Source organism: Nonomuraea sp. NPDC001684, from assembly GCF_053596515.1.
The window spans coordinates 1-24,005 of the sequence record NZ_JBSFGJ010000005.1 but is presented as its reverse complement, the minus strand read 5'-3'; the positions used below and the strand labels follow the sequence as shown (position 1 = coordinate 24,005).

Genomic DNA, 24,005 nt, shown 5'->3' with positions numbered 1-24,005 from the left:
CCCCTCCCTCCTGAGAGCGAGCCGGAAGATCGCCGTCGTCGGCGATCCGCCGCCAGGGGGTCCCCGGCCAGGATTGTCCCATCGAAAGCCGATGTGACCTGGAGAGATCCCCATGAAGCGCACCCGTCTCGCCGCCGCCGTCCTGGCCCTGTCCGCCCTGTCCGCCCTGACCGTGAGCGCTCCCGCCCTCGCCCATGCGGAGGTGGGCGCCCACAGCGCCGCCGCCGCCGTCCAGGTGCCGCCGATCAACGAGACCGCGTTGCGCAAGAGCATCGCCGGGCTGCCCGCGGCCGACGCCACCGCGGCCGAGGTCAGGGTCAGCGGCTCGGCCGGCTCCTGGCACGGCGTCTCCGGCGTGACCGATCTGCGCGGGAAGCACCCGGCCAGGGAGGGGGCCAGGTTCCGGGCGGGCAGCGTGACCAAGGTGCTCACCACGGCGGTCGTGCTCCAACTCGTGGCCGAGGGCAAGGTCTCCCTCGACCGCACGGTCCAGGACTACCTGCCGGGGCTGCTGCCCGCCGACTACCCGCCGGTCAAGCTGGCCCAGGTGCTCAACCACACCAGCGGCCTGCCCGCGCCGAAGTCGGAGGGCGGCTTCGAGCGGGTCTACGCCGACCGCTTCAAGACGATCACCCCGCGGGAGTACGTCCGCCAGGCCGTGCTCAACCCGATCGAGTTCACCCCGGGGACCAAGCAGCACTATCTCAACATCAACACCTTCGTCGAGGGCCTGGTGATCGAGAAGGTCACCGGCAGGTCGTACGAGCAGGAGGTCGGCGCCCGGATCCTGCGCCCGGCCGGCATGAACCAGAGCTACTTCCCCGGCAGGTCCGTCAAGATCCACGGCCGGCACAACCAGGGCTACCAGGTCGTCCCCAAGGGCTTCCCCGACTCCTTCCCCTACGGCGACGCGTACGTCGTGGACGTCACCGAGATGGAGGTCACCTCCACCTGGGCCTCGGGCGACCTCATCACCACCGCCGCCGACCTGGAGAAGTTCACCAAGGCGCTGTTCGGGGGCCGGCTCGTGCCCGCCGAGCAGCTGAAGCCGATGTTCACCGTGCCGAAGGTGACCATGTACGGCACCGACGACGAGCCGGCCCACTACACCTCGGGCCTGACCGAGCTGGTGCTGCCCGGCGGCATCGTCGCGTACGGCAAGACCGGCGCCCGCTACGGCAGCTCCACCGGCATCGGCGCCACCCAGGACCTGAGCCGCGTCGTGGTCTACTCGCTCAACTCCACCGACGCCAAGGCCCAGGGCCAGAACGAACGCGGCCTCGGCATCGCACTGGCGGCCTTCGCCGAATAGAGGGGGCCTTCGCCGGGACAGATCAGGGACCTCGCGGTGGCTTTCGTCACAGAGGTCCCTTATCGCCTTTCCTGGCGTGTTTCGGCAAACTGATCCAGATATCATGACCGGTGCCCACAAGGCACTGACGATGTTCGCCCGCGTGACCGTGCGACCTCCGCACACCCGGCGGGTCGGGCGGGAGCGCGCCCCCAGCTCCGGGAGACCCCCGCCATGCTGCTGACCTTCGCGGTCACGACGCTGATCATGATCATGATCCCCGGCCCCGACGCGGCCCTGATCATGCGCAACTCCCTCGCCCACGGCCGCGTGGCCGGCCTGCTGACCATGCTCGGCGGCCTGCTGGGCCTGTCCGTGCACGCCGCGGCCGCCGCGGTCGGCCTGTCGGCGCTGCTGGCCGCCTCGCCCACCGCCTTCACCGTGGTGCGCGCCCTCGGCATCTGCTACCTGCTCTGGCTCGGGGTGCACGCCCTGCTGTCGAGCCGGAACCGGGCCAAGGCCGTGGAGGGCGCCGCACCCCCGACCGGCTCGCCGCTCGTGCACGTGCGCAGGGGGCTGCTGTCGAACCTGCTCAACCCCAAGGTGCTGCTGCTCTTCGTGACCTGGCTGCCGCAGTTCCTGCCCGGCCACGGCGACACCCTGGGACGGGCCCTGCTGCTGTCGGGGATCATCGCCGTGCTGTACGTGCTCTGGTTCAGCCTCTACAACGTGATCATCGACCGGGTGAGCGGCCTGCTGCGCAGGCCGCGGGTGCGCGCCAGGGTCGAGCGGGTGACCGGCGTGCTGCTGGTCGCCTTCGCGCTACGGCTGGCCGTCCAGTAGCTTGACCGCCCGCTTCGGGGCGATGGCCCGGTAGCTCTCCTCGACCCAGTCGAGCAGCACGTCGGTCTCGGGCAGCGCCGACAGGAACGGCACGGTCACCCAGCCGGCCCTGCCCAGGCCGTACCCGCTGGGGGCCGCGCCCTCGACGGTCAGCGCGTGGCCGTGCGCCTCCGACAACAGCTTCACGCCGAACGTCGGGGCCCACTTCTCCGTCTGCTCGTCCAGGCCGAGGAACAGGAAGACCTTCTTGTTGACCTTGATGACCGTCTCGCCCCACGGATGGTCCTCGTGGGTCTCGGGCAGGCCCAGCGCGAAGGCCCGCAGTTCCGCACGTACGGTGTGCCAGTCGTCCATGGATGGACGGTACCGAAGGCGGGCCCGCGCGGTCATCGGGGCGGTCGCCGGAACTCCGTGAGCCTGGCCTCGATGGCGTCCCTGATCCGGTCCCTGGCCTCCATCCGGGGGACGCCGGACATGAGCAGGCGGTCGTAGTCGGTGTCGAGGTGCCGGACCGACGCGATCACCGCCAGCGTGATGGCGTTCTCGTCGAGCGCCCTGGCCGCCGCCGTCCTGCCCACCCGGCCGCTGCCGCGCCGGCCGGCGTGCTCGGCGATCTCGCGGGCCCGCTCGGCCGGGCAGCCCGGGAACAGCCGGGCGATCTCGGCCGCCATCGCCGCCTGGAAGGCGACGTCCTGCTCGGCCCTGCGCACCTGGTCGCGCTCGCGGCGGCGCAGCCGCGCCTCCTCGTCAGCCAGGCAGCGCTCCTCGGCCGCGGCCAGCGCGCCCTCCTCGACCAGCACGCCCTGGCGCTGGTAGACCTTGCGCCGCCGGTTGTAGCGGACGACCACGGCCGACAGCCCGCTCTCCTGCTTGGCCCGCCGGCTGAGCGCCGCGTTCCCCGCCGGCAGGAACACCAGGTGGTCCAGGTCGGCGCAGCTCAGGCAGTGGGGCCGGTCGTCCTCCATGATCAGGTACGGCCCGGTGTCGCCGCAGGACGCGCACGTCCACGGGTCCTCCGAGACCACGGCCACCAGGTCGGGGACCTTGCTCTGCCGCTCGGTCAGCCGCCGCACCCGGGCCTCGCTCAGATCGGGCGAGAGCCAGTGGACGCGGAAGGCGTCCTGCCCGTGGCCGGAGGTGAAACGCAGGTCGCGCCGGTCGCGGGTGCCGGCCACGTACGGCGTCTCCACCGGCCGCAGCCCCTTGGCCAGGGCCCATTCCCGCAGCAGCCCGGCCGTGACGAGCAGCCGCTCCTCGTCCACCGCGGCCAGTTCGGCCAGCGTGCCGGCGCGGCCCTGCCGCCAGAGGTCCACGTGCCGGGACCGCAGCCAGCGCAACCCGGTCACGACGTCGATGAACGTCACGTAGTGGCGGTTGGTCAACGCGATCTCGGCTGCTTCTGCGACCCTGCGGGCCAGGTTGGGCTTGCTCACGCGGTCCAGTCTCCCGCGCCCTTTGTCGTGAGATGGCGAGACCCGCAGCTTTCCTTTTGGCTATTGCGGCAAGTAACCCCTTCGGATCTGGCATCTTGGGGGAAATCGTGCGCCTGCTCTGGCCTGCCGTACTCATGCTGGCCACCTCGTGTGGCGTCGCCGAGGACGGCTCGCAGCCCGTCGTGACGGGCGCGTTCGGCAGCAAGCCCGTCGTCGCCATACCTCGGGGGAAGCCGGGGCGCACGCCGCGGATCACGGTGCTCTCCATGGGCAACGGCCGGCGTACGGTCCCGGGGGACGTCGTGCTCGCCGACGTGGACATCCGGCGATGGTCGGGAAACAAGCCGTATCTCAGCACCTACGACGGCAACCAGCCCACCACGGTCGTCTTCGACGGCAGGCAGGTCTCCGAGACCTGGCGGGCCTCGCTCATCGACAGGCCGGCCGGCAGCCGGGTGATGCTGGTCAGCCCGGCCTCCGAGGCTCTGGGCCCGAACGTGCCGCTGACCGGCGTCTCGCCGGCCGACACGCTGGTGGTGGTCTTCGACATCCTCGGCGGCTACCCGCCCGACGCGCGGCTCGTCGGGCGGGCGCTGCCGGCGATCCCGTCCGACCTGCGGCCGGACTCCCCGCCCCGTACCCTCATCGACGGTTCGGGACGGGACGTCACGGCCGGTTCCAAGGTGGTCATCCAGTACGTGGCCGCGTCCTGGCCGTCCCGCACGGTGGTGGACTCGTCCTACCGGAAGGGCGGTCCCAGCGCCTTCACGCTCAGGCCCGGCTCGGTGCCGCCCGCCTGGCTGGAGGCGCTGGTCGGCAGCCAGGTCGGCAGCCGGCTGGCCGTGGGCTCCCCGGGGGACAGGCCCATGCTGTACGTGATCGACGTCCTCGACACGATCACGCCTGCCTGAGCCGCCTCAGCCGCAGTGCTCGAACGGGCTGTCGTAGGCCGAGGCGCCGGCCTTGCCGCCCCACTTGACGCACGTGTTCGCGGCGGCGGCGTAGACCGGGCCGGCGTAGTACCCGTAGTTGCCGGAGTCGGTCTTCCTGGTACTGCCCTGCACCTCCAGGTAGGCGGTCGTCGCGGTCGCCGTGCCGAGCGACTTCGCCTTCATGGTGACCACGCAGTTGTTGCCGTTGGAGCCGTTGTAGAGCAGGTAGACGGTCCCGTCGGTGCCGAGCCCGGCCGAGTCGATCACGTCGTAGCCGGCGCCGCACGCCTCCTGCGGCGTGTACGGGTTGCTGGACCCGCCGCAGTTCTTCGAGCTCAGCGTCTGCACCGGGTAGCCGAAGGTGACGCCGTTGAAGACGGCCTTCTGGATGTTCGACGGGTAGCTGGTGCCCAGGCGCACCTCGTAGTGCAGGTGGGGGCTGATGTTGTTGCCCGGCTTGCTGGTGTTGCCGACCGTGCCGACCTGCTGGCCCTGCGAGACGGACTGGCCGGCGCTGACCAGCCGGGTGTTCAGGTGGGCGTAGTAGGTGGACCAGCCACCGCCGTGGTCGATCTTGACGAGGTTGCCGTAGCCGTTGGTCGAGCCCTGGTGCGCCGAGATCACCACCGTTCCCGAGGCGGCGGCCACGACCGGGTCGCCGAGGTCGGCGTCGGCGGTGCTGCCCCTGTTGAAGTCGATCTCCCACGACTGGTGGGCGCTGCTCGCGCTGGAGTTGCCGGTCCAGGTCTGGCCGCAGGGGAACGGCATCTGGAAGTTCGTCGCGAGGAGCTGCGCCTGCGCGGACTCCGGCTCCGGGTCGGCGAAGGCGGGGGTCGTCGTGCCGAGGCCGAATAACAATGCCAGGCCGGCGACCATTGATCGGCTGAGCTTCATGGGGTGATCCTTTCCAGTGGGATCTGTGACACCAGAGTCCGCATTGGCCGCACAAGAATCATCCAGAACCGATACAAAGAGCTGTCAGATCTCCCGTAAAGGGGCTGATGCTGTCATGACGGTCACCTTCCACGTCCTCGGCCCGCTGGAGATCCGCTCCGCCGGCCGTCCCCTACGGATCTCCGGCGGCAAACCCCGCATGCTGCTGGCCACGTTGCTGCTGGAGGCAGGGCAGGTGGTCGGCGCCGACCGGCTCGCCGAGGTGCTCTGGCCGGGGCGCCCGCCGCGTTCGGCGCTGGCCAACGTGCGCACCTACGTCAGCTCGCTGCGGTCCCAGCTCGGCCCGGTCGGCCTGCGCGCCGCCGGGGCCGGCTACACGATCGACGTCGCCGACGGCGCGCTCGACCTGCGACTGTTCGAGGAGCTGGCCCGTCGCGGCGAGTACGGCGCGGCCCTCGCGCTCTGGCGCGGCGCGCCGCTGAGCGACCTGCCGGGCAGCCCGGTCTGGGACCGCCGGATCGAGCACCTCCACCGGCTGCGGCTGCGGGCCGCCGAGTCGCTGATCGAGCGGCGCCTCAAGGCCGGCGACCACGACGGCGCCGCCGACGAGCTGCGCGGCCTGCTGGTCGAGCATCCCTACCGGGAGGACCTGTGGGGCCGGCTGCTGCTCGCCCTGCACCGCGGGGGGCGCAAGGCCGAGGCGCTGCGCACGTACGCGGCGGTCCGCGACCAGCTCGTGGACGAGCTCGGCGTCGAGCCGGGGGCCGAGCTGCGCGGCGCGTACGAGCTGATCCTGGCCGACGAGGGCCGGGTGGCGCCGGCCGTGCCCCGGCAGCTCCCGCCCGACCTGCCGGACTTCATCGGCCGGGCCGCCCCCCTGGCCGCGCTGGCCGGGACGTTCTCGGTCGCGGTGATCTCCGGCCCGCCCGGCGTGGGGAAGTCGGCCCTGGCCGTGCACGCCGCCCACCGCCTGCGCCCGGCCTTCCCCGCCGGGCAGCTCTACCTGGAGCTCGGCGGCAGGGCGCCGGGCGAGCTGCTGGCCGAGGCGCTGCGGGCGCTCGGCGTGACCGGCGCGCCGCCGACGCCCGGCGAGCGGTCGGCGCTGCTGCGGTCGCTGCTGGCCGAACGCCCGATGCTGGTCCTGCTGGACGACGCCCGCGACGCCGCCCAGGTACGCCCCCTGCTCCCCGGCAACGACAGCGCCGTGATCGTGACCACCAGGCGGCGGATCACCGAGCTGCCCGGCGCGCTGCGCGTCGAGCTCGGCGAGCTGTCGCCGGAGGAGTCGCTGGCGCTGCTCGGCGGCGTCGCCGGGGCCGGGCGGGTGGCCCGCGAACCGGCCGACGCCCTGGCCGTCGTCACGCTGTGCGGCGGGTCGCCCCTGGCGGTCAGGGCCGCCGGAGCCCGGCTGGCGGCCCGGCCCGGCTGGTCGCTGTCGGTGCTGCGCGAGCGGCTTGAGGAGGACTGGCTGGCCGAGCTGAAGGAGGTGCGGGCCTGCCTCGACGCCGGATACCGCAGGCTGCCCGCGGAGGCGGCCCGTGCCCTGAGCGCGCTCGGCGTCCTCGGGCCCGCCGCCGGGGCGCAGCCGGGCTGGGTGGTGGACGCGGCGCTCGGCCGGCACGGCGCCCACGACGTCACCGACCTGCTCGTGGACGCCCACCTGCTGGACCCGGTCGGCACCGACGACGTCGGCCAGCCGCGCTACCGCGTGCCCGACCTCGTCGGCAGGCACGCCCGCGACCGCGGCCCCGACCGCGGCGCGCTGGCCAGGGTGCTGGCGGCCTGGACGGTCACCACCGAGCACGCCATGGCCCGCCTGCCCACCACCGTCTTCAGCCTCACCGCGGCCAGGGCGGCCAGGTGGCGGCTGCCCGCGCGCACGCTCGACCGGCTCACCGCCGACCCGATCACCTGGTTCGAGTCGGAGCACGAGGCGCTGGCCGGAGCCGTGGACCTGGCGGCCGAGCTGGGCCTGGCCGAGTCGGCCTGGGGGCTGGCCGCCGCCATGGTGCCCTACCTCGACCTGCACTGCCACCTCGGCACCTGGCGCCGTACGCACACCGCCGCCCTGGCCGCCGCCCGCGCCGCCGGCGACCGGTACGGCGAGGCCGCCATGCTCAGGGGCCTGGCCCAGGTCAGCCTCTACCAGGACCGGTACGAGGAGTCCGCCGAGGGCTTCGCCCTCTCCCGCCAGATATTTCACGAAATAGGAGACGTCAGGGCCGAGGCGACCTCGGTCTGCGGGCTCGGCGCCGTGAACCAGTTCCGCGGCCGGCACCTCCAGTCGCTCGGGTATCTGCGCCGGGCGCTGGCCATGTTCGTCGCCTCCGAGGACCGGCACGGCGAGGCGTTCGCCCGGCAGGCCATCGGCCGGGCCTGCCTGACCTCGGGCGACCTCGTCCAGGCGGCGGAGTCGCTGGGCGAGGCCATGCGGCTGGCCCAGGAACTGGGGGACGCCCACCGCGAGGGCTGCGTGTGCCTCCAGATGGGCCGGCTGCACCAGGCGATGTCGTTCCACCGGCACGCCCTGGAGATCTTCGAGTCGCTCGGCGACCGCCACTGCGGGGCTTACGCGCTGCAGAGCCTCGCGGGCCTCCAGGCGGCGCGCGGCGACCTGACCCGCGCCTCGACCGGCCTCGAACGCTCGCTGGAGGTCTTCCAGGAGCTCGGCGACCGCAGCGGCGAGGCGTCGGCCACCCAGCTGCTCGGCGAGCTGCACCGCTCGGCCGGGCGCACCGGCCTGGCCCTCGACTACCTCAGGCACGCCAGCGCCCTGCGCCGCAGCCTGCCGGCCTGAGGAGGACGTCAGGGACCGGAGACCAGACGGCGGACCAGCCGCCGCAGCCGCGACTGCTGCAACGGCACGCCCTGCAGCGCGTCGAGCGCCTCGGCGGCGCTCGGCCGCTTGGCCGGGGAGTGGTCGAGCATCCGGCGCACGACCTCGGGGACGTCGGGACCGTGGGCGTCGGAGCTGGTCGGGAGCTGCCCGGTGAGCAGCTGGTAGGCGATGGCCCCCGCCGCGTAGACGTCGGACGCGGTGGTCATCCGGTCGGGACGCTCCTGGCACTCGGGCGCCACGTAATGGGCGTCGAGCACGTTGCCCAGCTCGTGGGCGACCGTGTAGTTGCGCGGCCCCGGCTTGGCGTAGTCGAAGCCGGTCAGCACCGCGTGCCCGTCGTCGGTGACCAGCACGCACCCGGGCGTGAGCGCCCGGTGGACGACGCCGTTGGCGTGCGCGTGCGCGAGCCCGCGCAGCAGGTCCTGGATCACGCCCAGCCGGGCCCCCTTGCCCAGCGACAGGTGCAGCGCCTCGCCGTGGACGTCGTCGAGCACCAGCACGAACCGGCTCTCGTCGTCGATGGCGAAGAAGTCGCGCGAGCGCACGACGCACGGATGGGGCGGGATGCGGGCCAGCGACTGGTAGGCGTTGGCGATGCGCTGACGCTCGGCGGCCCGCGCCTCGTGGTCGGCCAGCGGGTCGGCCTGGTAGACCCGCAGCAGCACGGTCTCGCTGCCCGGCAGCGTGGCGTTGAACGCGCGGTATTCGGTGACCTTGGCGTCGCCGCCGAGCTGCTCCTCGACCTCCCAGTTGCCGAACCTGGGCGGCGCGGTGCTGCGGCGCACGGTGTGGTTGAGCGCGTCGAGCACCGCCGTCAGGTAGGGGCGCACGTCGGGGCTGCACCCCCGCCTTACCCGCGAGACGTCGCCCAGCGTGGCCACCAGGCCGGGCAGGTCGGTGACGTTGGGGGCGTCGCGGCCGGCCTGGTCGACCAGCTCGGCGTCGGGCGAGGTGAGCACGACCAGGCTGTCGACGTAGACGCGTTCGAGCTGGGTGGCCCTGGACACCAGCAGGCCCTTGAGCGCCTTGGCGGTGCCCCGCAGCTTGGTCACCGGAGAGCCGAACGCCTCCCGGCGCGGCGGGTACCAGCGGGTGCCGGACACCTCGATGCGGCCGCGGGTGCCCTTGACGTCGACGACCACGAGCGAGTGGGCGGTCAGCACGAGCAGGTCGACCTCGAACACGTCGTCGCCGCGCGGGACCTCGACGTTGTGCAGCAGCAGCCAGTCGGCGGGGGCGTGGTCGCGCAAGTAGGAGATCACGCGCCGTTCGGCGTCGTTGACCGGCCGTCCTCCGCCGACGATCTGTGCCATGGCGCCTATCCTCGCACGGTTCTCCATTGACAACATGCTGTCGAAATGACAGTATGTTGTCATGAAGGGAATCATCCACCACGCCGTCTACGACACCTTCGCCGACTGGGAGACCGGGCACGCGACCGCCCATCTGCGCAGCGAGCGCTTCCAGCGCGAGCCGGGGGCGTACGAGATCGTCAACGTCGGCCTGACCGGCGAGCCCGTCGTCAGCATGGGCGGCCTGCGGGTCACCCCGGGCCTCGCGCTCGACCGGCTCACGCCCGAGGGCAGCTCGCTGCTCATCCTGCCGGGGGCCGACCTGTGGGACGCGGGTGACGAGCTGGCGCCGTTCGCCCGCAAGGCGCGCGAGTTCCTGGAGGCGGGGGTGCCGGTGGCGGCCATCTGCGGCGCCACGGCCGGCCTCGCCCGCGAGGGCCTGCTCGACGACCGCGGCCACACCAGCGCGGCGCTGCCGTACCTGGGGGCCCAGCAGGGCTACGCCGGAGCCGGGCACTACCAGGAGACGGACGCCGTGCTCGACGGCGACCTCGTCACCGCCGGCCCGACCGAGCCCGTCGCCTTCGCCCGGGAGATCTTCCGCCGGCTCGACGTCTACCGGCCCGACGTCCTCGACGCCTGGTACCGCCTGTTCGGCGAGAGCGACGCCTCGGCGTTCGAGGTGCTGATGGCCGCATGACCCCCGGCGGCAGCCCCGACCCCGGAGACCCCCTTGCCCGCCGCGACGGGAGCGGTGGCGGGCGAGGTGGGAGCGGTGACGGCGGTGAGAGCGTGGCGGCCGAGCTGCTGTCCGGTCTGGCCCTGGCGTCGTTCCGGCTCAACGGCCAGTTCCTGCACGTGGCGGAGGAGCTGGCCAAGCCGGCGGGCATGACGGCGGCCTGGTGGCAGGTGCTGGGCGCCGTCCTGGGGGAGCCGCTGCCGGTGGCGGGGATCGCCCGGGTGATGGGCATGACCCGCCAGGGTGTGCAGCGCATCGCGGACCTGCTGGTGGAGAGGGGGCTGGCCGAATACCGGCCCAACCCCGCCCACCGCCGCGCCAAGCTCCTCCAGCCGACGGAGGCGGGCCGCGAGGCGATCGCCGGGATCGTCCCGGGCCACCGCGAGTTCGCCGACCGCCTGGTGGACGTGCTCGGCCTCGACGCCGCCCGCGAATCCCTGGCCGCCCTCCACCGCCTGACCGCCGCCCTCGACCACCTGATCACCCCCTGACCCGGCCTCTTCCGCGCGCGTCCCGCCCCCTCCCTGTCCTTTGACGGGAGGGGGCGGTTTTGGTTCGGGGGCGTTCTCGCAGGTCAGCGGGACATCTGGCGCGACCGTCGTCCGGTAATAGCGGAACAGCACCTCCGAGGCGATCAGCTGGATAACCACTCACCTGGTCGCCAAATTCGCCGAACTCGGGCCCCGGCGTCGTAGGTCGTTCCTCAAGTTTCGGGTGATCGTTGCCTGAACGGCCGGGCACGAACGCCCCAACATCGCCGCCGGAAGGCCAAAAGAATCCCGTTCACCGGGCAGCCCGACCGGGATATATGCAGTGCCCCGTCGATGAGCGCGGAAACCGAGTGCCAAGAAATCGAGGCGTCCCCTTGACCTTCGTTAGGGCATTCCGAGTTGCGATTTTCGCTGCCTGCCGCGATGGTTATTTGCGGCACCTCACAGCCCTGCACAAACGACCATGGCGCACAAATTCAGCGCCGATCCATGGAGGAAAGCAAACATGATCCGTCGCATTCTGGCCGGTGCAGCTATCGCGGTCACCGCTCTCGGCTTCTCCGCCTCCGCCGCGTCCGCGGACGTCGGCCCCAACCCGTACAACAACGGGCAGAGCATCCTGAGCCAGCTGAGCATCCTCGACGACCTGACGGCGCTGAACGATGTCGCCAACGACTCCATCAAGTACATCGACATCCTCACCCTGCTGCACCTGAACGACATCGAGGCCAACGTCCTCAACAACCAGGACAAGTACGGCGACAACAACTGAGCCTCCTCGCGTGGCGTAGGCAGGAAGACGATCGGCGACCCGCAGGAGAATTCGCGGATCCGCCCGGCCAAGGTCGCCTTCCTGGTGCCTTGAGGTGGACCGAAAGTACGGGCCGTGGCATTTCGCGAGGCCACGGCACGGGCTTGGTGCGCACCGAGCTCTGAACGCCTCGCGGCCCAGGTCGATCACTGCAGGACGACCTGGGCCGCGGGGCTCACGCGTAGGCGCACCCGGCTCCGCGCGGGCCCGGCCGGCGAACTCGGCCCGTCGGGCTCGGCCTAGGCGTCGGAACGGCTCGGGCTCGGGCGTACGACGCCCAGGAAGCGCGGCCGTTCCAGCGCGTCGAGCCGTACGGATTCACCGCTGTAGGGCGCGTGCACGATCTGCGTGCCGTCCACCGCGAGCGCCACGTGCTCGGGGCCGGGGGTGTCGACGTCGCTGTCGTAGAACACCAGGTCCCCGGGCTGGATCTCCTCCCGCGGTATCCGGATCCCGGACCGCCACTGCTCGTACGTCGTCGTCCCGATGGCCACGCCGGCCCGGGCCCACGCGTACTCGGTGAGGCCCGAGCAGTCGAATCCCCAGGTCCTGGCCCCTTTGCCGATTCCGAATCCGGGGCCGCCCGGACCGCCGCCGCCCCACGAGTACGGGACGCCGATCATCTCTATCGCCGCCCGCAGCGCGATCGAGCCCGCCGCCGACCGGACGGCCGGTGCCTGCGCCCGGCACCCGTGCGGATGGCAGCCTGCGGCGCCCTGCGCGGGCATCGAATGGGAAACGCACACAATGGTGTGCGCCAATGCAACAGCCAACAATCGCAGTAGTCCGTTCATGGCATATTCGGCACCCCCGCGTGGCCGGCCGCGCCGCCGTTACGGCACGGCGTTTCAAGCGACTTCTCCCGATTACCTGCTCCGGGAGTATGGGGATAAAACAACCTGCCGTGCCCGACGAGTCACATTATTTCGGGGCATTTCGGGATGTCTTTCGCCCGATCGACGGCCAAGGAATAAGTGCGGGTACTTGACTTTGGCTTAGCATATTTTCCTTGCGGCCTGCCGCAGCCCCACGAGATCGTTATTCGCGAAATTCCTGCCACTCGGGAGGCGGGTAATAAATGATGACGCGCACCGCTGCGCCGATTCCGATGAAAGGGAAGTAAAAAATGATGCGTCGCATTCTCACCGGTGCAGCCATCGCCGGCGCGCTGTTCGGGTTCACCGCCACGAGCGCCTCGGCCGACGTCGGCCCCAACGCCTACAACGGCGGCAAGGCCATCCTGAGCCAGCTGTCCATCCTGGACGACCTGACGCTGGCCAACGACGTCCTCAACGACTCCGTCAAGTACATCGACGTCCTCACCGCCCTGCACCTCCAGGACATCGAGCTCAACGTCCTGGACGCCCAGAGCAACTACGGCGACAACAACTGAGACCGCTGACCGGCGGCGGCCCGTCCGCGCGCCCGTCAGGCTGACCCGAAGGCGTTCCGGCAGCCACGACCCCTCGTGGCGGCACCTTGCCGAACGCCCCCGGATCGGCCGCGGCGGGACGCGTGCGGGCCCCGCCGTGAGGACGGTCCGAAGCCGGCCCAGCCCTGCGTGCTGGGCCGGCTTCGTGCGTCTGCGGAGATCGGTGCAACCCTTCATTATTCGGCTGCAATTCGGTCATTTTCTCCTGAACATTACATAGCGAAACATACTTCGTGTAATCTGGGTTCGGGTTAATCGTCAGCGCGGCGAAGGAACCGCGACCTCCTCAGGGCGGCCACCACGGCCGGGAGGAAGCTTGACGGTCATCCCACCGGCAACCCCCTGTCCATAGCTGTTGGGGGGTGCGCACGTCGTGAACGATCTCGAAGAGCGGCTGCTCTATCAGGACGGGCAGCTCAGCATCACGCTGCGGGTCGTCCCCGGAGCCCCGGCCGTCGCCCTGTCCGGCGAGGTCGACGTGACCAACAGCCCCGCGCTCGCCAGCACGCTGTCCGACTCGCGCGGGGGCAGCACGTACATCGTGGTCGACACCGGCGAGCTGACCTTCGTCGACCTGTCCGGGCTGCGGGTGCTGGCGCTGCCCGCGCTGCCCCCGGACGAACGGTGGATCCGGCTGCGCAACGTCACGCCGCACCTGCGACGTCTGCTGCGCATGATGGGCTGGTTCTACGCCCCGCGCCCGTACGACGTGCCGCTGTAGACCAGGGTCGCCGCCGACGTGCCGAGCCCGTGGGGGCCGGACAGCCGGAAGGCCGGCGGCCGGTGGTGCCGGCGCAGGGACGGCTCGTCGTAGCGGAGACAGCCGCGGTGCCAGTTGAGAATGCCGGTCAGCCAGTGGCGGCAGTCGGCCAGGAACGCGTCGAGCGCCTGCCGCGCCGCGCAGTCGAGCCCGAGGTCGTCGCACAGGATCGGCAACTCGTGTGCGGCGATGTGCTGGAACTGCTTCATCCGCGAGGTCAGCAGGTCGTTGACGATGCCGAGCGCGGCCGGGTAGTCGCAGTCGAAGAAGTTCTGGACCACCAGGACGCAGTTGTGCAGCTCGCCCTCGAACTCGATCTCCTTCTGGTACGAGAAGATGTCGTTCAGCAACATCCCGCAGTCCATGACCGCGTTCTCCAGCGCCCGCATCGGGCCGCTCTCGTACAGCGCCTCGGGCAGCGCGTACGCGTGCCGCAGCCGGCACAGGCTCATCGTCAGCTCCGAGCCGAAGGTGAGCCGGCGCATCTCCAGGTAGTCCACCGGGTCGGGGATGTGCCGGGCCGCCTCGTTGCCCAGCTCCCAGAGCCAGCCCTCGCACATCGTCACGACCGACCGCCGCAGCTGCGCGCGGGCGCCGGCCGGCATCGGCCCCGCCGTACGCGCCCACAGGTCGGCCAGGCCGCGTTCGAGCGCGCTCACGGGCGGCGGCGCAGGCGTGCCGTCCAGCGGCATGAACGCCGCGAGCCTGGACACCGTGACCTTGGCCGCCGCCAGGTTGCCCGACCGGCCGAAGACCACGGGGAAGTAGTCGTCGCCGTAGGTGCCCCAGCACAACCAGTGCGAGGCCAGGTCCAGCTCCTCGGGGGTGGCGTCGGGATGCAGGCCCGCCGCGCACAACGGCAGGTCGTAGTCGGCCAGCTTCTCGGCGTCCCAGACCGCCGAGCCCACGACGCCCGGCTGGGCCTCCAGCAGGCCCATGGACGCGCACCAGGTCAACGCGTTGCGCCGGGCCCCGTCGAGGTGGGGGGACAGGCGCAGCTCGAAGGGCATGTACAGCTCGGGGATCTGCGAGGGGCCGACGCGCTGCCGCCCGGTGTGGGCGAAGTTGCGCAGCCGCTTGGCCCCCGTGCCGGCGACCAGCGACTTCGCGCCGAGCGGCCGGGCCGTCTTCGCGCCCTTGTTCATGTAGCGGCTCGACCGCAGGTGCCACTCGTGCCCGCCGGACTGCCAGTCCTGCAGCCCCTTGACGTAGGCCAGCACGCCCGCCGCCGACAGCGGATCGACGGCGTGCTCGACGAAGAGCGGGCCCAGCTCGCCCAGCGCGGTGTGCTCGAACTGCTGCATGCGCGAGGTGAGCAGGTCGTTGACGGCGTCGGCGGCCTCCTGCGTCGTGCACCCGAGGAACGTCTCCAGCACCAGCACGCCGTTGCTCAGCTCGCCCTCGTCCCTGACCTCGCGCTCGTAGGAGAACAGGTCGTTGCGCAGGTGCACGGCGTCGGAGAAGCTGTCCTTCAGCACCCGCAGCGGCCTGGCGCCGGCCAGCCGGGCGGGGATCTCGGCCCGCACCGCGTGCTCGACCAGCCCCGCCGACCAGGGCGCGCCGCCCACCTTGCGGCGCATCTCGATGTACTCGACCGGGTTGGCGATCCGGCCCTCGTTGATGTTGGACAGCTCCCAGATCGACTCGTTGAGCAGGTGGCGGGTGCTCTCGGCGAACCGCCGCCGCCAGTCGGCCGACATGCCCGGCACCGTGCGCAGCCACAGGTCGGCCAGGCCCGCCTCGACCGGGTTGGCCGGCTCCGGCATGGACAGGTCGGCGCCCATCGGCATGAACCGCGGAAGCCGGTCGAGGTGCCGCTTGCCGCCCTGGATGTCGCCGGAGCGCTTGAAGACGTCGAGGAAGTGGTCGTCGAAGAAGAACACCCAGACGTACCAGTCGGTGATCAGGCACAGCTCGGCGCCGTCGCAGTCGGGGTGGGTGTAGGCGCACATCAGGGAGTAGTCGTGGCCGTCGAGGTCGGCCTCCTCCCAGACGCCCGATCCCTCCAGCATGCCCATCTCGCGCGCCCACAGCTTGGAGTGCGTACGGGCCTCCTCCAGATGCGGGTTGAGCCGCGCCGGGTACGGCATGTAGAAGTCGGGCAGTTCGAACGGCTGAGCCATCAGCTCGCTACCTCCACGTCCTCCAGCACCCCGAGCGCGTCGGGCACCAGCACCGCGCACGAGTAGTAGGCGCTGACCAGGTACGACATGACGGCCTTCCGGTCGATGCCGGTGAGCTTCACGCTGAGCCCCGGCTCCCGCTCGTCGGGCACGCCGGTCTGGAACAGGCCCACGACGCCCTGGTCCTTCTCGCCGGTGCGCATGCACAGGATCGAGGTGGTGCCCGCCCGGCTGATCGGGATCTTGTCGCACGGCAGGATGGGCACCCCTCGCCACGACTGCACGGGCACGCCCTCGATCTCGGCGGTGTCGGGATAGACGCCCCGCGCGCTGCACTGCCGGCCGAAGGCCGCGATGGCCCGCGGATGGGCCAGGAAGAACCGCGACTTCTTGCGCCGGCTGACCAGGTCGTCCAGGTCGTCGGGGGTGGGCGGACCGGTCAGCGTGCGGATGCGCTGGCTCAGGTCGACGTTGTGCAGCAGGCCGAAGTCGCGGTTGTTGACCAGCTCGCGCTCCTGCGACTCGCGCACCGCCTGGACGGTGAGCCTGAGCTGCTGCTCGGTCTGGTCCATCGGGTCGCCGAACAGGTCCGCGACCCGGGTGTGCACGCGCAGCACGGTCTGCGAGACGCTCAGCTCGTACTCGCGCGGGCCCGGGTCGTAGTCCACGAACGTGCCCGGCAGCGTGTGCTCGCCCCGGTGGCCGGCCGACAGCTCGATGGCCGCCTCGCCGTGCTTGGTCTGGGGGGCCGCCCGCCGGGCGCGGTGGCGGTCGAGCCGGTCGCGCAGGGCGGGCGTGCTCTCGGCCAGCGCGCGCAGCTCCTCCCACGGCAGGGCCAGCACCGTGCACCTGGTGCCGGCCTCCAGCGTGTCGTGCCGTACGGCCCGCTCGCCCGGCGGCTCGGTCCCGGCGTGGTCGCCCTCGCCGAGGGTGCCGAGCACCAGGCGGTTGCCGTAGTCGCCCGGCTGGAACCGGGTGACCCGGCCGTCGGCGACCAGGATGATCTCGTCAGCCGGCCGTCCGGCCCGCGCGATCGTGTCGCCGCGGGCGTACTCCCGCTGCTCGAACAGCCCCGCGAGGGTGTCGAGCAGGCGGTCGTCGTCGAGCCCGTGCAGCGGCGGCAGCTCGGTCAGGCTCGGCGGCACCACCCGCACCCGGGCGCCGGTGCGCGAGAAGCTCACCCGGCCACCGCCGACCATGTAGGTGAGCCGCCGGTTCACCCGATAGGTGCCGGCGGTGTCCACCCACGGAAGCATCCGCAGCAACCAGCGGGAGGAGATCTCCTGCATCTGCGGAGGCGTCTTGGTCGTCGTGGCGAGTTTCCGCGCCGCGGCGGTATCCAGGCTCAGCCGCTGATCCGACTCCGTCAACACAAACACCACCAATTCTTGGACCGGACGGACGAAGGGGCTGCTAGCCGTTCCTGCCGAGCTCGACGTCCTCCAGGACGCCGAGCGCGTCGGGCACCAGGACGGCGGCCGAGTAGTAGGCGCTGACCAGGTAGGAGATGATCGCCTTCTCGTTGATGTTCATGAAGCGCACCGACAGGCTCGGCTGGTACTCGTCGGGGATGCCGGTCTGGTGCAGGCCGACGACGCCCTGGTTCTCCTGGCCCGTCCGCATGAGCAGGAACGACGTGGTGCGCTTGCCGGTGACCGGGATCTTGCTGCACGGGAAGATCGGCACGCCGCGCCAGGCCGGGATGCGGTGGCCGTTGACCTCGCTGGCCTGCGGGTAGAGGCCGCGCTTGCTGCACTCCCTGCCGAACGCGGCGATGGCCTGCGGGTGCGCGAGGAAGAAGGCCGGCTCCTTCCAGACGACGGCCAGCAGGTCGTCGAGGTCGTCGGGCGTGGGCGGGCCGGAACGGGTGCGGATGCGCTGGCTGAAGTCGGCGTTGTGCAGCAGGCCGAACTCCCGGTTGTTGATCAGCTCGTGCTCCTGGCGCTCGCGCAGGGCCTCGATCGTGAGGCGGAGCTGCTGGTCGAGCTGGCTCATCGGCTGGTTGTACAGGTCGGAGACCCGGCTGTGCACCCGCAGGACCGTCTGGGCGACGCTCAGCTCGTACTCGCGGGGGGACTGCTCGTAGTCCACGAACGTGCCGGGCAGCGCGACCTCGCCGGAGTGGCCGGAGGCCATGTCGATCGCGGCCTCGCCGTAGGCGTTCTGGGCGTGGTCGCCGGCCGCCTGCCGGCTCTGGATGTGCTCGCGCAGCGCCGGGGACTGCTCGGCCAGCTGCTCGAAGGTCTGCCTGGACAGGGTGAGCACGGTGGTGTGCGTCTTGGCCGTGGCGGTGAAGTCGTAGGTGCCGCCGCCGGTCAGCGCCTGCTCGCCGAAGTGGTCGCCGTCGGCCAGGACGCCGAGGTTCTGCTCGTCGCCGTAGGCGCCCTGCCCGACCTTGCCGACCCGGCCGTGGGCGATCAGCACGAGCTGGTCGGCCGGATCGTCCTCCCTGACGATGGCCTCGCCCGGCTCGATCTCGCGCTGCTGGAAGCGGTCGGCCAGCGCTTCGAGCACCTCCATGTCGTCGAAGCCGCGCAGCATGGGCAGCTCGGTCAGCTCGGCCGGGATGACCCGCACGTCGGAGCCGGTCGTGGAGAACGTGATGCGCCCGTCGCCGAGCGTGTACGTCAGGCGCCTGTTGACCCGGAACACGCCACCGGAGCACTGCACCCACGGCAGCAGCCGCAGCAGCCACCTGGAGGTGATCTCCTGCATCTGCGGAGGTGTCTTGGTGGTGGTCGCGAGCTGTTTGGCGGCCTCGGTACTGAGGCTGAGCTGCCCGTTGCCGTTCAAGGGCGCGCTGGAGTCGGTGGTTTCTGTCATGGTGCACCGCCAATCTCGGTGTGGGGTCTAGCCGGGGTTGCGGGAGGAACGGAGTTCCAGGGGGAGGGAGAAGGTGAGCGTCTCCTCGGTCACGGTCACGGGCTCCACGTCGGTGTAGCCGTGGCCGGCGAGCCAGCCGAGCAGGTCCTCGACCAGCACGTCGGGTACGGACGCGCCGGAGCTGACCCCGACCGTGCCGACGCCGCCGAGCCATCGCGGGTCGGCGTCGCCGGCCCGGTCGACCAGGTGGGCGGCGGGGGCGCCGGCGTGCAGCGCGACCTCGACCAGCCGCCGGGAGTTGGAGGAGTTGGCCGAGCCGACGACGATGACCAGGTCGCAGCGGGGGGCGATGCGGGTGATCGCCTCCTGGCGGTTCTGGCTGGCGTAGCAGATGTCGTCGCTCGGCGGGTCGGCCAGCTGGGGGAACCGGTCGCGCAGCTCGGCGACGGCGCCCATGGTCTCGTCGACCGAGAGGGTGGTCTGCGACAGCCAGGTCATGCGCGCCGCGCCGCTCGCGGTGACCTCGTGGGGCCTGGCCGGATCGACGACGTGGATGCGGCCGGGCGCCTCGCCGAGGGTGCCCTCGACCTCCTCGTGCTCGGCGTGGCCGATGAGCACGATCTCGTGGCCGGCCTCGGCCAGCCGCACCGCCTCCTTGTGCACCTTGGTGACCAGGGGGCAGGTGGCGTCGATCGTGCGCAGGCCGCGGCCCCCGGCCTCCTGCCGGACCGCGGGGGAGACGCCGTGGGCCGAGAAGATCACCAGCGCGCCGTCCGGCACCTCGTCGAGCTCGTCGACGAAGACCGCCCCGCGCTCGGTGAGGTCGGCCACCACGAACGTGTTGTGCACGATCTGTTTGCGCACGTAGACCGGTGGCCCGAAGCGCCGCAGCGCCTCCTCCACGGAGAAGATGGCCCGTTCGACGCCCGCGCAGTAACCGCGCGGGGCCGCGAGCAGTACGCGTCCCATCGGAGAGCCCCCTACTTGGTACGGTGCGCGAGCTGGTCGGCCAGGACGGACAGCGCACTGCCGGCCTCGGGCCCGATCGGCGCCCGGGCCAGGGCGGCCGTGGCCTCGCCCACGCGTTCGTCGATCATCGACTCGACCTGGTCGAGCGCGCCGGTGTCGATGAGGATGGTGCGCAGCCCGGCGGCCTGCTCCTCGGTGAGCGCCGGGTTGCCGTGCCAGGCGCGCAGGTAGCCGAGCTGCGCGGGCGAGGCGTGCGCCATGGCGTGCGCGATCATCACCGTGTGCTTGCCCTCGCGCAGGTCGTCGAGCGCCGACTTGCCGGTCTCGGCCGCCGAGCCGAACGTGCCCAGCACGTCGTCGCGCAGCTGGAACGCCTCGCCGAGCGGCACGCCGAACCGGGAGAAGGCGTCGAGGAGCTCGGGTGCGGCGCCGGCCAGGGCGCCGCCGATCTGCAACGGCCGCTCGACGGTGTACTTGGCCGTCTTGTAGCGGATCACCGTGAGCGCCTCCGGCACGCTCGCGCCGGCGCGGAGCTGGGCGAGGATGTCGAGGTACTGGCCGCTGATGACCTCGGTGCGCATGGCGTCGAAGAGGTGGTGGGCGGCCCGCAGGCGGACGGGCTCGACGCCGCACGACGACAGCAGGGTGTCGGACCAGGCCAGGCTGAGCGTGCCGAGCAGGATGCCGCCCGCGTGCCCGAACGCCTCCGCGGACGGGCCGTCGTGGAGGTCGGCGAGGTTGCGGTGGATGGTCGCCCGGCCCCGGCGCAGCTCGCTGCCGTCCATGATGTCGTCGTGGATGAGCAGCCCGGCGTGGCACAGCTCCAGGGCCGCCGCGGCGCTGACGATCTCGTCGCAGTCGGCGCCGCCCGCGCCCCGCCAGCCCCAGTAGCACAGCAGGGGGCGGATGCGTTTGCCGCCGCCGAGGATGAACTCGGTCAGCAGCCGGTAGGCCGTCTGCACGTCGGGATCGGAGACGGGCGAACGCCATGTCTCAAGGAAGTCGGCGAGGCGTCGCTCGATCCGCGATCCGAGGTAGTGCTGAGTGAAGCTCACCGGCATCCGCTCGGCTCCTTCTGGTCGGGACGCACTACCAATAGTTACTACTTGAATACAGAGCGTGTAAAGTGTCTTGGGCCTTTCAACTATTTCTTTTGGCTCATCGCAACACCGTCAGGGGATGTCATGACGACCCTGTTGCCGTACGTTTCCACTCCCCAAGACCTCCGCGCCCTGCCCGCCGAGCTGCTGCCCGGCCTCGCCCGCGAGATCCGCGACTTCCTGGTCGAGAAGGTGAGCGCCCGCGGCGGGCACCTCGGCTCCAACCTCGGCGTCGTCGAGCTCACGATCGCCCTCCACCGCGTCTTCGACTCGCCCGGCGACGCCATCGTCTTCGACACCGGGCACCAGGCGTACGTCCACAAGATCCTCACCGGGCGGCGCGACTCCTTCGACGCCCTGCGCTGCCGCGGCGGCCTCAGCGGCTATCCGAGCCGGGAGGAGTCCGTGCACGACCACGTCGACAACTCCCACGCCTCCGCCGCGCTCGCCTACGCCGACGGACTGGCCAAGGCGCGCCTGCTGACCGGCGACGCCGGCCGGGCGGTGGTCGCCGTGGTCGGCGACGGCGCGCTCACCGGCGGGCCGGCCTGGGAGGCGCTCAACAACCTGGGCGCCGCCCGCCACCGGCCGGTCGTCGTCGTGCTCAACGACAACGGCCGCTCCTACGCCCCCACCCACGGCGGCATAGCCGACCACCTCGCCCGCCTGCGCACGGCCGCCGACGTGACCGTCTTCGAGCAGCTCGGCCTGCGCTACCTGGGCCCGGTCGACGGCCACGACATCGCCGCGCTCGAAGCGGTCCTGCGCGCCGCCCGCGAGCTGCGCGCCCCCGTCGTGGTCCACTGCGTCACCCGCAAGGGCCGCGGCTACGACCCGGCCGAGCGCGACCACGACGAGCACCTGCACGCGATCCCGGCCACCGATCCGGCCACCGGCCGCCCCCTCGCGGCCGGCGCCGCCACCTGGACCGACGCGTTCGCCCGCCACCTGTGCGTGCTCGGCGAGCGCCGCGACGACCTGGTGGCCGTCACCGCCGCGATGCCGGGGCCGACCGGGCTGGCCTGCTTCGGGCGGCGCTTCCCCGGCCGCATGTTCGACGTCGGCATCGCCGAGCAGCACGCGCTGGCCTCGGCGGCGGGCATGGCCATGGCGGGCCTGCACCCCGTGGTCGCCGTCTACGCGACGTTCCTCGGGCGCGCTCTCGACCAGGTGCTGATGGACGTCGCCCTGCACGGGCTGCCGGTGACGCTCGTGCTCGACCGGGCCGGGCTCACCGGCCCCGACGGGCCCAGCCACCACGGCATGTGGGACCTGGCGGCGCTGGCCATGGTGCCCGGCATGCGGGTGGCCGCGCCGCGCGACGCCCGCCGGCTGTGCGAGCTGCTGGAGGAGGCGGTCGAGCGCCCCGGGCCCACCGCGCTGCGCTTCCCCAAGGCGGCCGCCGGTCCCGAGCTGCCGCGCGTGGGGCGGCTCGGCGACGTCGACGTGCTCTTCGCGGGCGGTCCCGACGTGCTGCTGGTGGCGGTCGGGCCGATGGCCGGGCCGTGCCTGGGCGCGGCGGCCATGTTGTCGGCCGCCGGGATCGGCGTGACCGTGGTCGACCCCCGCTGGGTGATCCCGGTCCCGGCCGGTCTGCGCGGGCCGGCCGGGGCCGCCCGGCTGGTGGTGACCGTCGAGGACGGCCTGGCCGCCTGCGGGGCCGGCGCCCTGCTCCGGCAGGAGTGCGGGCCCCGGCAGCACATCGTCAACCTCGGCCTGCCGCGCGAGTTCGTCGCGCACGGGAGCCGGGCCGGGTTGCTCGCCGAGGCCGGGCTCACCGGTCAGGGCATCGCGCACACCGTTCGAAGGGAGCTGGACAGGTGGCCGCTGTAGATCTCGGACTGCCGGTGCGACATCGGGCGCGCAGGGCGTCCAGGCAGGTCATGGTGGGGTCCGTGCCGGTGGGGGGCGACGCGCCCGTCTCGGTGCAGTCGATGACGACGACGGTGACGGCCGACGTCGACGCCACGTTGCAGCAGATCGCCGAGCTGACGGCGGCGGGCTGCCAGATCGTCCGCGTCGCGGTGCCGACCCAGGACGACGCCGACGCGCTGCCGGAGATCGCGCGCAGGTCGCAGATCCCGGTCGTCGCCGACATCCACTTCCAGCCGCGGTACGTCTTCGCCGCCATCGAGGCGGGGTGCGCGGCGGTCCGGGTCAATCCCGGGAACATCAAGAAGTTCGATGACAAGGTGGGCGAGATCACGCGGGCCGCGTCCGGCGCGGGGGTGTCGATCCGCATCGGGGTGAACGCCGGTTCGCTCGACCCCCGGCTGCTGGCCAAGCACGGCAGGGCCACGCCGGCCGCGCTGGTGGAGTCGGCGTTGTGGGAGTGCTCGCTGTTCGAGGAGCACGGCTTCCGCGACATCAAGCTCTCCGTCAAGCACCACGACCCGCAGGTGATGACGGCGGCCTACCGGATGCTGGCCCGCAGTTGCGACTACCCGCTGCACCTCGGCGTCACCGAGGCCGGGCCGCTCATGCAGGGCACGATCAAGTCGGCGGTGGCGTTCGGGATCCTGCTCGACGAGGGCATCGGCGACACGATCCGCGTCTCGCTGTCCGCGCCGCCGGTGGAGGAGGTCAAGGTCGGGATCGGGATCCTGGAGTCACTGGGGCTGCGGCGGCGCAGGCTGGAGATCGTCTCCTGCCCGTCGTGCGGACGGGCCCAGGTGGACGTGTACGGGCTGGCCGAACGGGTCACCGCGGCGCTCGACGGATTCCCCCATCCGCTGCGGGTGGCGGTGATGGGCTGCGTGGTCAACGGGCCGGGCGAGGCCAGGGAGGCGGACCTGGGGGTGGCCTCGGGCAACGGCAAGGGGCAGATCTTCGTCAGGGGCGAGGTGGTCCGCACCGTCCCCGAGTCGCGGATCGTGGAGACGCTGGTCGAGGAGGCCCTGCGGCTGGCCGGAGAGGCGTCCTGACGGTCGCCGGAAGCGCATGGGCCGGGCGATGTCCCTGACGGAGGAGTGGGACATCGCCCGGCCGCGCGGTCCAGGTCGTGAGGGGGTATCTCCGCCCTGGACGTCTAGGGGCAACGCCGTTCAGTTAGGGCTGGGGTAACGGCGTCAAGGACTGGCCGGGATCATGGCGGTGCTGATGGTGGCTTTGTAGGTGGTCCGGTCGATGGCGGGTCCACGTGCGTTGTATTTGGAGATCGCGCGTTTGACGATGCGGTCTTTGGTGCGGACTCGCCGGGCGGGCAGGAGATGGGCCAGGACGTGACGGCCGAT

At 71.8% G+C, this 24,005-nt stretch carries 21 protein-coding genes; 11 read left to right on the top strand and 10 right to left on the bottom strand.

All coding sequences use genetic code 11. From position 1 onward, the window contains the following. Window positions 1–112: 112 nt before the first annotated feature. The gene (locus tag ACWCSD_RS02190; protein WP_449912518.1) at window positions 113–1,312 is read left to right on the top strand and encodes a serine hydrolase domain-containing protein; all 1,200 of its coding nucleotides are present in this window, start codon (window positions 113–115) and stop codon (window positions 1,310–1,312) included. Between the two features lie 213 nt (window positions 1,313–1,525). After that, window positions 1,526–2,134, top strand: coding sequence for a LysE family translocator (locus ACWCSD_RS02185; protein ID WP_449912516.1), 609 nt, complete (start codon window positions 1,526–1,528; stop codon window positions 2,132–2,134). Here the strand turns inward: ACWCSD_RS02185 and ACWCSD_RS02180 are convergent. Both ACWCSD_RS02180 and ACWCSD_RS02175 read right to left on the bottom strand, forming a co-directional pair. After that, on the bottom strand, window positions 2,114–2,488 hold the full coding sequence (locus ACWCSD_RS02180) for an MmcQ/YjbR family DNA-binding protein (RefSeq protein ID WP_358291625.1): 375 nt from the start codon (window positions 2,486–2,488) through the stop codon (window positions 2,114–2,116). The two genes, ACWCSD_RS02185 and ACWCSD_RS02180, sit on opposite strands and share 21 nt — an antisense overlap. Before the next feature lie 32 nt (window positions 2,489–2,520). After that, on the bottom strand, window positions 2,521–3,567 hold the full coding sequence (locus tag ACWCSD_RS02175; protein ID WP_449912513.1) for a DUF2293 domain-containing protein: 1,047 nt from the start codon (window positions 3,565–3,567) through the stop codon (window positions 2,521–2,523). Between the two features lie 107 nt (window positions 3,568–3,674). On the opposite strand from ACWCSD_RS02175, the gene ACWCSD_RS02170 reads away from it, so the two are divergent. Beyond that, window positions 3,675–4,478: an FKBP-type peptidyl-prolyl cis-trans isomerase gene (locus ACWCSD_RS02170; RefSeq protein ID WP_397155487.1), complete on the top strand. Its 804-nt coding sequence runs from the start codon at window positions 3,675–3,677 to the stop codon at window positions 4,476–4,478. A 6-nt stretch (window positions 4,479–4,484) separates the two neighbouring features. Here the strand turns inward: ACWCSD_RS02170 and ACWCSD_RS02165 are convergent, their stop codons facing one another. Next, on the bottom strand, window positions 4,485–5,393 hold the full coding sequence (locus tag ACWCSD_RS02165; protein ID WP_397155489.1) for a M23 family metallopeptidase: 909 nt from the start codon (window positions 5,391–5,393) through the stop codon (window positions 4,485–4,487). Between the two features lie 115 nt (window positions 5,394–5,508). On the opposite strand from ACWCSD_RS02165, the gene ACWCSD_RS02160 reads away from it, so the two are divergent. Continuing rightward, the gene (locus ACWCSD_RS02160) at window positions 5,509–8,190 is read left to right on the top strand and encodes a BTAD domain-containing putative transcriptional regulator (RefSeq protein WP_449912510.1); all 2,682 of its coding nucleotides are present in this window, start codon (window positions 5,509–5,511) and stop codon (window positions 8,188–8,190) included. 8 nt (window positions 8,191–8,198) lie between these two features. Here ACWCSD_RS02160 and mads6 read toward each other — a convergent pair whose 3' ends face one another. Continuing rightward, entirely contained in the window at window positions 8,199–9,545 is a 1,347-nt protein-coding gene (gene mads6 / locus ACWCSD_RS02155; RefSeq protein WP_387671456.1) for a methylation-associated defense system protein kinase MAD6, read from the bottom strand. Between the two features lie 61 nt (window positions 9,546–9,606). On the opposite strand from mads6, the gene ACWCSD_RS02150 reads away from it, so the two are divergent. From ACWCSD_RS02150 to ACWCSD_RS02140, 3 genes are all read left to right on the top strand, one after another. Further along, complete coding sequence (locus tag ACWCSD_RS02150) at window positions 9,607–10,224, top strand: type 1 glutamine amidotransferase family protein (RefSeq protein WP_397155493.1); 618 nt, start codon at window positions 9,607–9,609, stop codon at window positions 10,222–10,224. After that, window positions 10,221–10,754 (top strand): MarR family winged helix-turn-helix transcriptional regulator, encoded by a 534-nt coding sequence (locus tag ACWCSD_RS02145; protein ID WP_397155495.1) that lies wholly within the window; start codon window positions 10,221–10,223, stop codon window positions 10,752–10,754. The genes ACWCSD_RS02150 and ACWCSD_RS02145 overlap by 4 nt, the downstream gene beginning before the upstream one ends. Before the next feature lie 505 nt (window positions 10,755–11,259). Continuing rightward, entirely contained in the window at window positions 11,260–11,526 is a 267-nt protein-coding gene (locus ACWCSD_RS02140; protein ID WP_352322992.1) for a hypothetical protein, read from the top strand. Between the two features lie 278 nt (window positions 11,527–11,804). Here the strand turns inward: ACWCSD_RS02140 and ACWCSD_RS02135 are convergent, their stop codons facing one another. Further along, a complete protein-coding gene (locus ACWCSD_RS02135; protein ID WP_397155498.1) occupies window positions 11,805–12,293 on the bottom strand; it encodes a C40 family peptidase in 489 nt (162 codons plus the stop codon). Window positions 12,294–12,691: 398 nt separating this feature from the next. Here ACWCSD_RS02135 and ACWCSD_RS02130 point away from each other — a divergent pair, with 398 nt between their 5' ends. Both ACWCSD_RS02130 and ACWCSD_RS02125 read left to right on the top strand, forming a co-directional pair. Continuing rightward, a complete protein-coding gene (locus ACWCSD_RS02130; protein WP_352322994.1) occupies window positions 12,692–12,958 on the top strand; it encodes a hypothetical protein in 267 nt (88 codons plus the stop codon). A 412-nt stretch (window positions 12,959–13,370) separates the two neighbouring features. Continuing rightward, window positions 13,371–13,718, top strand: coding sequence for an STAS domain-containing protein (locus tag ACWCSD_RS02125; protein ID WP_358291638.1), 348 nt, complete (start codon window positions 13,371–13,373; stop codon window positions 13,716–13,718). On the opposite strand, the gene ACWCSD_RS02120 is transcribed toward ACWCSD_RS02125, so the two are convergent. Genes ACWCSD_RS02120 through ACWCSD_RS02100 form a run of 5 tightly spaced genes read right to left on the bottom strand, consistent with a single transcriptional unit; the run spans window position 13,685 to window position 20,727 of the window. Further along, window positions 13,685–15,880, bottom strand: a complete 2,196-nt coding sequence (locus ACWCSD_RS02120; RefSeq protein WP_449912505.1) for a terpene synthase family protein — start codon at window positions 15,878–15,880, stop codon at window positions 13,685–13,687. The two genes, ACWCSD_RS02125 and ACWCSD_RS02120, sit on opposite strands and share 34 nt — an antisense overlap. Continuing rightward, on the bottom strand, window positions 15,880–17,250 hold the full coding sequence (locus ACWCSD_RS02115) for a family 2B encapsulin nanocompartment shell protein (protein ID WP_449912503.1): 1,371 nt from the start codon (window positions 17,248–17,250) through the stop codon (window positions 15,880–15,882). Before ACWCSD_RS02115 ends, ACWCSD_RS02120 begins: the two co-directional genes overlap by 1 nt. Window positions 17,251–17,293: 43 nt before the next feature. Beyond that, the gene (locus tag ACWCSD_RS02110; RefSeq protein ID WP_387671445.1) at window positions 17,294–18,703 is read right to left on the bottom strand and encodes a family 2B encapsulin nanocompartment shell protein; all 1,410 of its coding nucleotides are present in this window, start codon (window positions 18,701–18,703) and stop codon (window positions 17,294–17,296) included. Window positions 18,704–18,730: 27 nt separating this feature from the next. After that, complete coding sequence (locus ACWCSD_RS02105) at window positions 18,731–19,672, bottom strand: 4-hydroxy-3-methylbut-2-enyl diphosphate reductase (protein ID WP_397155503.1); 942 nt, start codon at window positions 19,670–19,672, stop codon at window positions 18,731–18,733. A gap of 11 nt (window positions 19,673–19,683) precedes the next feature. Then, window positions 19,684–20,727, bottom strand: a complete 1,044-nt coding sequence (locus ACWCSD_RS02100; RefSeq protein ID WP_449912499.1) for a polyprenyl synthetase family protein — start codon at window positions 20,725–20,727, stop codon at window positions 19,684–19,686. A 129-nt stretch (window positions 20,728–20,856) separates the two neighbouring features. Here ACWCSD_RS02100 and ACWCSD_RS02095 point away from each other — a divergent pair, with 129 nt between their 5' ends. Both ACWCSD_RS02095 and ispG read left to right on the top strand, forming a co-directional pair. Then, a complete protein-coding gene (locus tag ACWCSD_RS02095) occupies window positions 20,857–22,605 on the top strand; it encodes a 1-deoxy-D-xylulose-5-phosphate synthase (RefSeq protein ID WP_449912497.1) in 1,749 nt (582 codons plus the stop codon). Continuing rightward, window positions 22,593–23,696 (top strand): flavodoxin-dependent (E)-4-hydroxy-3-methylbut-2-enyl-diphosphate synthase, encoded by a 1,104-nt coding sequence (gene ispG / locus ACWCSD_RS02090; protein ID WP_449912495.1) that lies wholly within the window; start codon window positions 22,593–22,595, stop codon window positions 23,694–23,696. Before ACWCSD_RS02095 ends, ispG begins: the two co-directional genes overlap by 13 nt. Window positions 23,697–24,005: the final 309 nt, after the last annotated feature.